General features: G+C 47.0%; 13 protein-coding genes. 6 read left to right on the top strand and 7 right to left on the bottom strand.

Annotated features, from left to right (window positions below; all coding sequences use genetic code 11):
• Positions 1–206 precede the first annotated feature (206 nt).
• The 3 genes from HP552_RS31125 to HP552_RS31135 all read left to right on the top strand — a co-directional run bounded on the left by HP552_RS31125 (position 207) and on the right by HP552_RS31135 (position 3476).
• The gene (locus tag HP552_RS31125) at positions 207–848 is read left to right on the top strand and encodes an NAD(P)-dependent oxidoreductase (RefSeq protein WP_175399232.1); all 642 of its coding nucleotides are present in this window, start codon (positions 207–209) and stop codon (positions 846–848) included.
• Positions 849–992: 144 nt separating this feature from the next.
• Complete coding sequence (gene rarD / locus HP552_RS31130) at positions 993–1871, top strand: EamA family transporter RarD (RefSeq protein WP_175399291.1); 879 nt, start codon at positions 993–995, stop codon at positions 1869–1871.
• Between the two features lie 327 nt (positions 1872–2198).
• Entirely contained in the window at positions 2199–3476 is a 1278-nt protein-coding gene (locus HP552_RS31135; protein WP_175399233.1) for an MFS transporter, read from the top strand.
• 91 nt (positions 3477–3567) lie between these two features.
• On the opposite strand, the gene HP552_RS31140 is transcribed toward HP552_RS31135, so the two are convergent.
• From HP552_RS31140 to HP552_RS31150, 3 genes are all read right to left on the bottom strand, one after another.
• Entirely contained in the window at positions 3568–4053 is a 486-nt protein-coding gene (locus tag HP552_RS31140; RefSeq protein ID WP_175399234.1) for a hypothetical protein, read from the bottom strand.
• Positions 4054–4338: 285 nt separating this feature from the next.
• Positions 4339–5388, bottom strand: a complete 1050-nt coding sequence (locus tag HP552_RS31145) for a glycoside hydrolase family 53 protein (protein ID WP_175399235.1) — start codon at positions 5386–5388, stop codon at positions 4339–4341.
• Positions 5389–5736: 348 nt separating this feature from the next.
• Complete coding sequence (locus tag HP552_RS31150; protein WP_095292093.1) at positions 5737–5964, bottom strand: hypothetical protein; 228 nt, start codon at positions 5962–5964, stop codon at positions 5737–5739.
• Between the two features lie 248 nt (positions 5965–6212).
• Here HP552_RS31150 and ppk1 point away from each other — a divergent pair, with 248 nt between their 5' ends.
• The gene (ppk1, locus tag HP552_RS31155; RefSeq protein WP_175399236.1) at positions 6213–8294 is read left to right on the top strand and encodes a polyphosphate kinase 1; all 2082 of its coding nucleotides are present in this window, start codon (positions 6213–6215) and stop codon (positions 8292–8294) included.
• On the opposite strand, the gene HP552_RS31160 is transcribed toward ppk1, so the two are convergent.
• Complete coding sequence (locus HP552_RS31160) at positions 8254–9780, bottom strand: Ppx/GppA phosphatase family protein (protein WP_175399237.1); 1527 nt, start codon at positions 9778–9780, stop codon at positions 8254–8256. The two genes, ppk1 and HP552_RS31160, sit on opposite strands and share 41 nt — an antisense overlap.
• A 25-nt stretch (positions 9781–9805) precedes the next feature.
• Entirely contained in the window at positions 9806–10060 is a 255-nt protein-coding gene (locus HP552_RS31165; protein WP_175399238.1) for a hypothetical protein, read from the bottom strand.
• A gap of 237 nt (positions 10061–10297) precedes the next feature.
• On the opposite strand from HP552_RS31165, the gene HP552_RS31170 reads away from it, so the two are divergent.
• Both HP552_RS31170 and HP552_RS31175 read left to right on the top strand, forming a co-directional pair.
• A complete protein-coding gene (locus HP552_RS31170) occupies positions 10298–10957 on the top strand; it encodes a YheC/YheD family protein (RefSeq protein WP_175399239.1) in 660 nt (219 codons plus the stop codon).
• Positions 10958–11309: 352 nt separating this feature from the next.
• Entirely contained in the window at positions 11310–11453 is a 144-nt protein-coding gene (locus HP552_RS31175) for a sporulation histidine kinase inhibitor Sda (protein WP_024632651.1), read from the top strand.
• Positions 11454–11474: 21 nt separating this feature from the next.
• Here HP552_RS31175 and HP552_RS31180 read toward each other — a convergent pair whose 3' ends face one another.
• Entirely contained in the window at positions 11475–11732 is a 258-nt protein-coding gene (locus HP552_RS31180; RefSeq protein WP_175399240.1) for a hypothetical protein, read from the bottom strand.
• A gap of 74 nt (positions 11733–11806) precedes the next feature.
• Positions 11807–12781, bottom strand: coding sequence for an NAD(P)/FAD-dependent oxidoreductase (locus tag HP552_RS31185; protein WP_217506622.1), 975 nt, complete (start codon positions 12779–12781; stop codon positions 11807–11809).
• Between the last annotated feature and the right edge of the window lie 279 nt (positions 12782–13060).

Below are 13060 nucleotides of genomic sequence, written 5' to 3' on the forward strand. Positions count from 1 at the left end.
GTATTAATCGTTGGAACCTGCGCTTTGTTTATGTGCTGATGACATTCGATGAACTAATTCAATCTTTACTGATTAAGGTCTTTTTTTATTGTATCGATCGGAGGTTCTGCTTTTTGACAGGGAGGGATAGTTGACAAAACTAGTTGTAACTAATATAGTTACAATATAAAATGTTCCATAACATCATAACCAAAGGAGAGATTATAATGAAAATTGGAATCATTGGTGCAACAGGCAAAGCAGGCAATCTGATCCTGAAAGAAGCGGCAGACAGAGGTCATGAAGTAACAGCTATTGTTCGCAACGCATCCAAAGTGGAAGATAAAAGCTTAAACGTATTGGAGAAAGATGTATTTGATCTTACTTCGCAGGATGCCCAAGTCTTCGACGTCATCGTTAATGCATTTGGCGCACCAGCCGGCAAAGAACATTTGCATGTGGAAGTGGGACAGGCCTTGATCAACATCCTGAAAGATGCGCCTCAAACTCGCCTGATCGTTGTAGGTGGAGCGGGCAGCTTGTTCACAGATGAGACACGATCCTTGCGTGTAGTGGACTCCCCGGGATTCCCTGATGCATACAAACCAACAGCAACGAACCAGGGGAAAAACCTGCAGGATTTGCAAGCATCCTCAGGTATTCAGTGGACATTCCTCAGCCCAGCGAGTTTCTTCAATCCCGAAGGTGCACGCACCGGTAAATATCAAACGGGTAAAGATCATATCATTGTGAACAGTGAAGGCAAAAGTTACATCAGCTATGCAGACTATGCCATTGCTCTCGTGGATGAAATTGAAAATGGGCAGCATAAAAACGAACGCTTTACGGTTGTAGGCGAAGCTGAATAATATAAAGGAATATTGAACAACGAAACGGACGCTGATCTCAATAGATCTGCGTCCATTTCGTTTTTATTAATTTCTTTACTTGGGTGAGGATCGAGGCGTATAATCCGTTGAGACATAAGAGTTAAAAGAGAGGGAATAAGAATGATGAACAACGGATTGATTAACGCAATTATTGCGTATATCATGTGGGGGGTTCTCCCGCTTTATTGGAAGCTGTTTGACGAAGTGCCAGCAGGCGAAATTCTGTCTCATCGGGTTGTCTGGTCGTTCGTCTTTATGGGAATTCTCGTTGCCATTCAGCGCCGCTGGGGCGATATGAGGCGTATTCTGACCAGCCGTTCGCTCCTGCTGCCGCTTGCCGCCAGCGGACTTCTGATTGCCATCAATTGGCTGATCTTCATCTGGGCCGTCAACAGTGGCCATGTTGTTGAGACAAGTTTGGGCTATTATCTGAACCCGCTGCTAAACGTGCTGCTCGCAGTCGTATTCCTCAGTGAGAAGCCGAATCGTGGTCAATGGCTCGCCATTGCCATCGCAGGTGTAGCAGTGATCATCATTGCCATTGATTATGGACGCTTCCCTTGGGTTGCGATTTCGCTGGCCGCGTCATTTGGCCTATATGGCTTGGCGAAGAAGAAGATCAAGCAAGACGCTTCTGTAGGTTTACTGTCAGAGACAGCAGTAGTTCTGCCGGTTGCATTAGGCTACTGGATCTATTTGGCTGCGGCTGGAAAGACGACGGCATGGTCTTTGCCTACAGACATGTTTGTGGAACTGCTTCTATCGGGTGTCGTGACTGCGCTGCCGTTGCTATTCTTTGCACGGGCAGCCGCCCGGATGTCATTGTCTACACTCGGTTTTGTCCAATACATCGGGCCGACCATTATGCTGATATTGAGCATATTCGTATTCAAGGAAAACGTCTCGCCGGTTCTGCTCGTCGGTTTTGCACTCATCTGGACTGCGCTTATCGTATACGCTATTGCATCGGTTCGTGCCACGAAACTGGCAAAGGCAAGCTGACATTAGATACAATCATCGATACACTGGCGGCTCTTTCCATCCATCTGGATGGGGAGGGCCGTTTCCTTATCCAGCCCATTGAACAGCACAAGCCGGACTGGGAAATAGTGTACATATTGACACACTTTTTGTTAACCAGCAAACTATAATTGTTAACTGATTAGTAAAAGGAGAGACCTTTGGATTTCGCTTAATCATGTCATAAGGTGCCATTCATGGCGAATGTCCATTTTGCTAGAGTTTGGTAGTACTTGTTTTCATTTATTGAGTACTTGATAGTTGTTGTTTTAGTTTTGTACCCTGCGATGAAACGGAGAAAGATTGTTTATGAAGTCATCCTATTTAACCCGTCCTTTTTATTTCCTGTGGACGACCCAGACAGCTGCGAATGCAGCTGACGTACTTTACATTATGGCACTTACGGTGCTCGTCCTCGATCGGACCAACTCTCTCGTGTCAGCTGCCCTTTTGCCGCTGATGCGCAGCGGGGCTCAAATGCTTAGCAGTTTGATTGCACCTCTGCTGATCCAGCGTTTCAAGTTATCCAACCTTCTTTTGCTTTCGCAGGCAGGGCAGTTTCTGCTGTTTATATGTTTGGCTGTTTACATGCAACTTCATGGGGAAGCGGCATCCCTTGTGTTGGTATTTTCACTTGTATTCGTGATGTCTTTTCTCGATGGCTGGACAATCCCGGCTCGCAATGCACTTATCCCCCGTCTGGTGACACATGAGCAAGGTTTGCTCAAAGCCAACGGACTTATAAGTGTCAGCGATCAGGTTGTACAATTCGCAGGCTGGGGACTAAGCGGTGTCGTGGTTGCTTTTCTGGGAGCCAGTCCGACGTTGTTACTGACGGCTATGATTTATGGCTTGGCCGCAGTGTTTACGCTGGGTGTCAGGGAACCAACGAATCCGGAACTTGAAGGAAGTAGATTGGACATATCTTCGGAGGAAATCACAGCAACAGGCACATCCAAGTGGCATACGTTAACCGAGGGCTGGAAAATGATATGGAAAACGCCCCGTCTGCGGGTGCTTACCGTTATGGACATGATCGACATGCTTGGCGGTTCAATCTGGGTAGGAGCCTTTACTTTGGCTTTCGTACAAGTTGCCCTTGGACAAGGCGAGGAATGGTGGGGATTCATTAATGCCGCTTATTTCGCTGGTACCATAGGTGGCGGGCTGTTGGTGCTTGCACTGGCACGAATCATTGGCAGCCGCTATTTCGTGGTGATGATGATTGGCATGGCCGGTTATGGAATACTGACCGCTGTTTACGCCATCAATACACAACCTTTCATTGCACTTTTATTCGTTATGATAATGGGACCTTTTGCCGAGCTGTCCTTGATTAATCGGCGTACTCTGATTCAGAGCAGCGTAGTTAGTCGTTTGCTGCCCAAGGTGTTATCCGCTCAGGCATCTCTCATGCATCTGGTATTTTGCATTTCGTTGCTAGGCATGGCGTGGCTTGCCGAGTACATCGGAATTGTGAATCTCTACCTGTTTGCGGCCGGATTGACCATATTGGCAATATTCGTAGGTTTGCTGAATTACCGGGCTTTCCGAGACAAAGATGCTCAGGACGGCGTAATCAGTTAAGCCGATAAAGGAAACTTGAGAAAGTGTAATACAAGCTGCTTTAATAAGGTTAATGCAGTTTGCTTCATAGATCATCAAAGCTTACGGCGGGTTAGGACGCATCTGTGGGCACTATAATACCCGCCGTATTCATACTATCAGCACCATCAACTGCATCAATGACACCCACGGCCAGTGTAGTCACTGCAGCAGCAGCCAGAAGATGTTTGGCACCATGCTTAACTCGGTCCATATCTTCTTCTTTCATGCCTAAGACAACGTCTTTGCCACCGTTATACACATATTTGGCTGAAACAGCGACGCCTTTTGCCGTGTTGGTTACAGCATCTCCCCAATCAGCAAGCCCTGCCTCGACCGCGGCATCATCTTTTCGAATAGCACCGCTGGCAAGGTCATATGTACCGCTGGCCATTTGCCCTATCGTCTTCCCTGTGTTAATCGTAGCTTTCTCTACGCCGTTCCCTACTTCCTTGATAAAGGGACTACCTGCGATCTCACCGACAACTCTCACGCTGCCGCCCAGTACTTTTCCGGTAACTTCCCCGGCGAACTGACCCAGTCCTTTTAAAAAACTCATCCTTGATCCTCCTTTAGAGACGATTTGTTCTCTTGTAGCTTATTATATTCATATGCAAGCCAAAAGACCATCTGCGTCAGCCCAGGCATTGCAAAAAAAAGGCGCTGCCCCACCCGGACCAGCGCTTTCCGCCTTGTACCATACATACTTGATTAGGCCACGCTTTGGAAGTAGGCCGCATCAGGAGCAGCATGTAGTGGAGGAATCAATTTTGTAGAAGCGAAGCGTTTGCGTCTGTCCCCGGAACGTCTACCGCTGCTCCAAACTCACTTCCACCCCCCGTGCCTAGTCAATAAATCCTTCCATGACACCCGTGGGCATCATATTCGACTGCCAGGCGCCTTTGCCGTAACCGCCGTTATAACCTGGTGTAGCCTGCGGCTCCCAGTAGAATACGCCTTTACCTTTACCGTTTGGCAGGTTGCGGAATTGATTTTTCATAGCGGCCACAAAACTTTTGCCGGCTGCAGGCTGGTTGTTGTCCATGCCAATTTCTGAGACGATAATCTCTTTGCCGTAGCGGTTGATCAGGTCCTTGGCATTATTCACCGCATTGGTGACAGCCGTATTCCAGCCGGAAGCCGAAGGATAGAGGGACATGGCAATCATATCGAAGTTGGCACCGTTGTCGATCAGTCCGCCGATATTCCATACATAAAGTGCATTGTCGTCACCGCCTGCAAGATGGACAATCGTTTTGGTCCCTGTACTCATGGACTTGACGGCATTATGACCCGTGTTCACCAGCCATGCGTAATTTTTCATGTTCGTGGACGCCTTACCGTCCTCCCATAACATGCCGTTGCTTGTTTCGTTCCCAATCTGTACCCAGTCAGGTGTAACCCCTTTACTCTGCATGGCCGTCATTACATCACGTGTATGATTCCATACGGCATCCATCAGCTGTTGGAAGGTGTAGTTTTTCCAGGTTGCCGGTTTGGTCTGTTGGCCAGGGTCTGCCCAGGAATCACTGTAGTGCAGAGTTAACATGACGCTCATGCCCGCGTTTTTGGCCCGCTGTGCCAAAGCAGCTGCACGGTCCTTATTCATGTACCCGTTACCATAATCATTGGATGGGTTAACAAACACCCGGATACGAACCGAGTTGATCTGATAATCATTTTTCAAAATATCAATAATGTCACGCTGTACACCATTTTTGTCTTTCCATTTATACCCTTGCGCTTCCATGCCTGGTACCCAGCTTATATCAGCCCCTTTGGCGAAGCTGGGTGCTGCGCTGGCATGCTGACCCGCAGGCAGCATAATGGAGGTGAACAACAACACAAGAACAAGAGCAATCGATGTTTTGTAACCCCTTACAAATTTAAGCATTAAAATATTCCTCCCTGAATATTAGAATGAGTTGCAATCTAATTATAGGTGGGAGGAGCCGTGAAACTACAGGGTTGATTTCCAATATTTTGGTTGTTTTTCAAACTACTCACTTAAAAAAGACAAATAAAAAAAGCCGTCCGAAGACGGCTTTTCTACCCGTGGCGCTTATTGAAACCTTGATCCGTATCCCGCGCCTCCACCAGACTCAGTTAATTTGAGCTAATGGATCGGGTAAGGGACACGTTCAACATATGATTAGAAATGTTGACGCACCTCCTTTCCTTGTGGCAAGAGTATACAACACCTTGTTTCGGAAAGCTAGTCTTTTTTTCATATTAACGAAAATTATTTTTCGGTCTGGAACATCGTCATATCCCGTGCATAATGACTCTTCGTTCCGTTCTCGTTGCGAATGCGCACGCTATCTTCGCTAATCCGTTCTACAATACCTCGGCCCACCTCGCAATATACGCCAGCCGGGTCTTCCTGCCATGCCGTTACGACACATTGGGACAGCGCAGCTGTGAAAAACTCTATATTTTTTTGTAACGTTCTAGGTTTATTTGATTTCATTATATACTCCTTTAACAACAACATATTTGTAATGAGAACAGCAACCGGACCAAATTACACTGTACATCACTTTACTCTGTCTATTGCTCTTTGTAAAGGGATGGAAAAAGTTATCGTCATGAGGTATCATTTACATAAATTTTACACTGCATTTACACTGCGATGACGCTTGAATCCAATCACGGATAGTACAATTATAGTAGAACCTTTAAACAAGAATTGATATGCAACACATTCGGAGGCCATACATGCATAGAGATATCAAAACAGGCAACTATGTTAACCGTGATTTAAGCTGGGTTGAATTTAATCGTCGTGTACTTCAAGAGGCTCAGGATTCAACTACACCTCTGCTCGAACGATTGAGATTTCTCGGAATAGTGGCCAGTAATCTGGACGAGTTCATGAGTGTAAGGGTAGCGGAGACAAAAGAGAAGATCAAGGCCGGATTTACCCAAAAGGATTTTTCAGGATATACGCCATCCGGTTTGTACCGCAGATTGATTAAACGAACCGGGACCATGGTCGCCGAGCAATATAAAACCTATCGGGAACTGATCCGTCTGCTTGCCAAAAAGGGTGTTGTTCTGCAGGAGTATAACGAACTTAATGGAACACAGCAGCGGGCAATGGATCAATACTTTCATGATATTATTTTTCCGGTGTTAACACCCATGGCTGTGGATCAGAGCCGCCCATTTCCACTGGTGCATAATAAATCGGTTTATCTTGCTGTGATGCTTCAAAAAGAAGAAGAGCAGGAAGATGAGCCATTTTTTGCAATTGTTCAGGTGCCATCCAATCTGCCGCGTGTTATTCCGGTACCCCTTCGAGCGAATAGCAAGAAGAAAACGTTCATTCTGATTGAAGATCTGATCAAACATCACACACACACCCTGTTTAGTGGATATATTCCGCTGGCTGTTCAGGAATTCCGATTGACCCGCAATGCAGATCTTTTCATTAATGAAGAAGAAGCGGAAGATCTGCTTGAAGCGATTGAAAAGGAACTGCGGCGCCGGCGCCGGGGAGCTCCTGTTCGGCTTGAAGTCTGCAAGGATTTCCGTTCGGATGCCCTGCATGAATTGCAGGAAGAATTCGAGATTCAGGACCCTGTATATGAAATCGATGGTCCATTGGATTTGAGTTTCCTGGCTGGATTCGTAGACAGCCTTGAAGGCTTTACCCATTTGAAATATAGCCCGGTGAAACCGGTATATCCGCCCGAATTTTTACCACGAGAGAGCCATTTCGAACTGCTGCGCAAACAGGATGTGCTCGTTCATCATCCCTATGAATCGTTTGAACCTGTCACTGATTTCATATTGGAAGCTTCGGAAGATCCGCGGGTTATGGCCATTAAAATGACGCTATACCGGGTGAACGGGGATTCGCGTCTCATTCCGGCACTGGCTCACGCGGCGGAAAGTGGCAAGCAGGTAACCGTTGTGGTGGAACTGAAGGCACGCTTTGATGAAGAGCGTAACATTGCATGGGCGCGCAAGCTGGAAAAGGCGGGTTGTCATGTCGTATACGGTTTGGTTGGATTGAAAACCCATGCCAAGATCATTCTTGTCGTGAGAAGGGAACAAAACGGGCTAAGACGTTACGTACACGTTGGAACAGGTAACTACAATGAAAGTACGGCCAAGGTATATACAGACGTAGGACTGTTCACCTCCAATCCGATTATTGGTGAGGATGCGTCCGAACTCTTTAATGAGATAACCGGGTATTCCGGACCGAAGGCGATGCAGGCTTTCCGTGTTGCTCCGGATGGCATGAAGGATGAACTGTTTTCACTCATACGGAGGGAAACGGAGCACGCCCTTAAGGGAAAACGAGCGCGGATCATTGCCAAAATCAATTCGTTGTCTCATCAGGATATGATTGATGAATTATATGTTGCATCCCAGGCTGGTGTACAGATCGATCTGATCGTGCGAGGGGTATGCTGCTTGCGACCAGGAGTGGAGGGACTCAGTGAAAATATCCGCGTAATCAGTATTGTGGATCGTTTTCTGGAGCACTCTCGTCTGTTTTACTTTGAAAATAGCGGGAATCCGGACGTGTATATCTCCAGTGCAGACTGGATGACCCGGAATTTGAAGCGAAGAATTGAACTGATGTGCCCGGTATTTGACCCGACACTCAAAAAGATGCTTGTCGACATTCTGAATCTGTCCCTGAATGACAATGTAAAAGCAAGGGAACTGATGCCTGGCGGCAATTATGTATTTGTGGAAAATGATAAGCCCCCGCTGAGAAGTCAGACGGAGGCGATGGGCATTATTCCTTGGAAGCCTGTAGAGTGGAGTATGTTAACTTAACGTCCCAGGCTTCTTCCAGATCCTTGGCGGCCTCTTCCAGGCCGTTCAGTTCTAATAACGGCTTGGCTGAACAGATGAGTTTTATCTGCAGCGAGCCGTTTTCTTTACGCGCTTGTATAGCAGAGATCCGCTCTGATCGATGAATGGCTTCGGCTATGCGCAAAATGGAGCCCAGTCGATGAGCGTGCTGCTCATCCGAATCCTTAAGAATGTCCCGGTGCTTGTTTAGCAGCTGGGGTGTTCTTTTTTTAGGATGATAATCGGCTGCGATGGCGGTTAGCACAGTTTCCCGGTGCGAGAGTCCGTAAATGCCCGCATTCATGATCCAATAAGCGGAGTGCTGAGGGTAACGGAAATAATTAATCTGTTTTCCCGCTCCATGAAGCATACAGGCCGTATACAGGATCCGGGCATCTGCCGGATTGATTGTTTTCCCTTCCAATGCCTCATGCAGCACGACAGCATCCTGATGAATTCGTTTCAGCTTTTGCTCTGGGACCGGCGGGCCAAAATGAATGAAGTTACGGATGCTGTCCTCCAGTGCGCTAGGCGCCGCTGGTCGATATGGAATCATCAGATCACGCAGTATTCCGTCTCGTAGTCCCGCTCCGCTTACAACATAACGATCCCCCTGGATGATCTCAAAGACCGTTCTCAGAATCAATACACCCGGCACAATAATGTCAGCACGGTCTTTCGCCAGACCCGGAACTTTTTTGCGCTGGGCTGATGTGAGATAAGGAAGGGATTTGGACAAGTTCTCCATGGCTGAGGCACGGATCTCATAGTGATGGGTCACCGGTAACGAGTACTGCGTTCTTTTCTGCTCAATTTTGGCGAGTGTACGCATGGTACCACCGAGCCCGATGAGCGGAAGACCCGGATGCTGACGGACCCAGTCCTGATTGCGCAGAGCCTGAGTGACATCATTACATAGGGCAGCAACATTTGCTTCAGACCAGGTATCTTCCCCGCCATATCGGGCATGGGAATTCACGGCCCCAATGGGGAGTGAAATGCTGTGGAGTCTTTTGCGATCCCGGAATATTGTAACTTCGGTACTGCCGCCCCCGATATCCACGACATAGCCGTCCTGCAGATCGATGGACTGGATAACCCCAAGAAAGCCATAATACGCCTCCTGATCTCCTGAAGCACATTCAATCTCAAGTCCGGTCTCCTCCTCAAGCCAGTCAATGATTTGTGCAGCGTTGCTGGCATTTCGAATGGCTGCAGTTGCCGCTGCTTGAATACGTTTGGTTTGAAATACTTCACAGGTAGCCTTGAATTGCTGCAGGACAGTTATGGCTTGGTCCAGCGAATGACGCAGGATCTGTCCATCCTCTTCAACGACATTGCTGAGGCGGGCAGCATATTTATCTTCATGAATGATCCGGTAAGCTCCTTCCTGATCCAGTTCATAGATGACCAGACGAATGGAGTTGGAGCCAATATCGATAATGCCGAGAGTTCCTTTTGAGTTCATATGCATCTCCTTCTAGACAGGTATTCTACCCAAGTTGCGACAAGGCAGCCATGGCTTCCGGTGAACCTGGAGGGGTGGAGGAGAAGGGCGTGGTCAGCATTACCACAATAATGAAGACAATGAAACAGGCAAACAAAATACAGCTTACGGCAAAACCGCGATTGCGTTTCTTCATAAACAGTCGAATACCTGTAACGAAAAGAAGTACGGTGACGGCGACCAGCACGATGGACATTGCGAAATAGGCTACGCCATACAGTGATTTGAAAAATGCTTCCATGTTTTCTGAACGCTCCTTAGATCCTCATAATTTAAGCCTTTCCATTACATTCCTTAGTAGCATACGACAGATTGATGCGTTTGAAAAGCAAACCGGGCGTGTGTGCCTTTCATTAAACAAGCCTATGGACGTTTCTAACGGAAAAGGGGCAATCGCCTTGGACAGACATCCAAGAGAAGACGGCTCCTGTTGAGTATGTATATGGAAGGACCATTGTTCAGGAAAGGAGATCAACCCATGTCAAGACAGCTTGCAAGCAAATGGCTGAAGACGGCAGCACTGATGAAATATCCGGTAGCAGCTGTTCATATCCCTCAGACGATGGCATTTAATTCGAGGAACCTGCTGCACATGCTCAACCGTTATGGAATGGTGTATATCAAACCCGTTGTGGGTGGCGGGGGCTACGGCGTCATCAGGGTATCTACAAGCGGAGGCAGCTACCGCTATACGCATATGAAAGTTACACGTTCATTTCCCAATTACGGCCAGATGTATCGTTCTCTCGTACGTGTCAAAGTCAGACGAAGATATATGATCCAACAGGGAATCCATCTGGCGACCATTCAGGGCAGACCTGTGGATTACAGGGTAAAGGTGGTCAAAACCGAACGCGGCTGGGTTTTCCGTTCACTGGTAGGACGTTTGGCTCGTCCCGGACTGTGTGTAACCAACCTGAGCAAGGGAGGCACGATGCTCCCAGGAAGAAGGGCACTTGGTCTTTCGCTCCCACATATATCGGGCAGACACAAACGGCGGGAGATGCGTTCACTGACACTGACGTGTACTCAGATAATGGAAAGACAATTTCCGGGTGTGGGATCACTTGGTTTCGATTACGGATTGGATCACTCCGGCAAGATATGGATTTTGGAAGTGAACACCAGACCTCAATAGAAAATAGTGAATAAATATAAAAAAATCCAAAATTACACCGATTAATATATAGAGAAAATCATTTGAAAACGTTTGAAATGAAAAGAAACCGGGTAATTTACTCGCAAACATCTTAAAACTATGAGTTGACACTAAAAAAAATATTCTGACATTCGTTCTAATAGAAACGTTACGATCCTGTGTATAAGTACTGTCCACATAATCCACGCTGCTTAATCAACATTTTTACCATTTATCAACAACCTATGCACAGGATTTCCACAAAACCTTGTGGATAACAGAACGCTTGTTCTCTTTATAAATCTCTGATATGATAGTTTTGAGGAAAAAAAAGGAAAGGTTGTGGCGGGAAATGGCTATGTTATCCGATGAGATGTTGTTGGATTCCTACCATAAGGCGATTGAGCTTGATCTCGAAAGAGATTTCATCGCGCTGCTATTGGCAGAAATCCATAAGCGCAAACTGGGTACCGACGTATCTGCCATTCTTCACTAGAGATCCTCATTGCAGGCAATGCTACAGGTTTCCGGACATGTCCCATTGTGCGACGGCCCAGAGGGTGCTTGTCTGACAGTGGTGACAGTACATCATATGAATGCAACCGTTTTCGTTTCCGTCTTCTTCTGCCATGGAAGAGGAAGTCTGCAACGAATAGGGGCTGTACGGTCCGGTATAATCGTCCAATTTGCCGCATTCTGACAGTCCCTGAAGGCAGTGGGGACAAGCCTGCTCCGGTACAACCAGACCGTTACACAGCGGGCATATATAAGACAAGGGTATCCCTCCTGATTTTATACTTCAGGAGTAAGATACCCTTTTTTGTGTCATTTATGTGATTCAGGAAGGAACTAGCGTTTCATGTTACTGCTGTGTCCTGGGGACAGCTTGGCATCCGGATCGAAGTAAACCTTCGCATTGTTGACTGCGGTTGGTGCTTCGCCGAATCCAACAGCAATGAGCTTCAGTTTGCCCGGGTAAGTGGTGATATCCCCGGCAGCAAAAATGCCTGGAATGGAGGTTTCCATACGGGAGTCAACCACGATGGAATTGCTGTCAATTTCGATGCCCCATTCGGCAATCGGTCCGAGCGAGGAGACGAATCCGAAATTGACGATGACGTCATCCACTTCGATCTCCTGTGTTTCTTTTGTTTTGACATGAGCAAGGGTAACCTTGGTAATGGTATCATCCCCATGGAGTTCCGTAATCTCAGTAGGTGTAACCACGTTGACCTTGGAATTCATCAGGTTTTCCACACTGTGCTCATGAGCACGGAATTTGTCACGGCGATGGATGAGAGTTACCTGTTCAGCAATCGGCTCCAGCATAAGTGCCCAGTCTACAGCAGAGTCTCCGCCACCACTGATCAGCACTTTTTTGCCGGCAAAGGCGTTCAGATCACTGATAAAGTAATGCAGGTTGGATTTCTCGAACTTGGCTGCACCTTCAAGCTCCAAACGACGCGGTTCAAATGCGCCAACGCCTGCAGTGATGATTACGGCTTTGGCATGATATTCGTTCACATCGGTTTTGACGACGAAATGACGCTCGTCCAGTTTTTCAACGGATACTACTTTTTCTTCAAGACGGATATTCGGGTTAAAGTGGCTCATTTGCTCAATCAGGTTGTTTACCAATTCCTGAGCCGTTACTTTGGGAAACCCTGCAACGTCATAAATGTATTTTTCCGGATAAAGGGCGGCCAGTTGTCCGCCAAGTTGTGGCATACTTTCTACCAGAGTAACGGATGCCTGACGCATCCCTCCGTAGAATGCGGCGAACAGACCCGCAGGGCCGCCACCAATAATAAGCAAATCGGTCATGTCATGACCGGCAGTTTGTGCAGTCAAGAATCAACAACACCTTTCTTATTTTAATAGGTAGTAAACTGAAATAATGTAGCCGGATACATCGTGTCTCCAGCGTTTGTTGCTGAACTGTCTTTCTCATTATAAACGGTGTAAACTGGGTTGCAAAGTTGGCAACCCGATGAATCTGGGAACAATTGATGAAGATCAGGTGAGAATAGGATGAAATTGGAAATGAAAGGCTATGAAAAATAACAAAAAAAACCTTGATATTTACCAGAAATACAGATATTC

This window comes from Paenibacillus xylanilyticus, assembly GCF_013359935.1.
In the GTDB taxonomy this organism is placed as follows: domain Bacteria; phylum Bacillota; class Bacilli; order Paenibacillales; family Paenibacillaceae; genus Paenibacillus; species Paenibacillus xylanilyticus.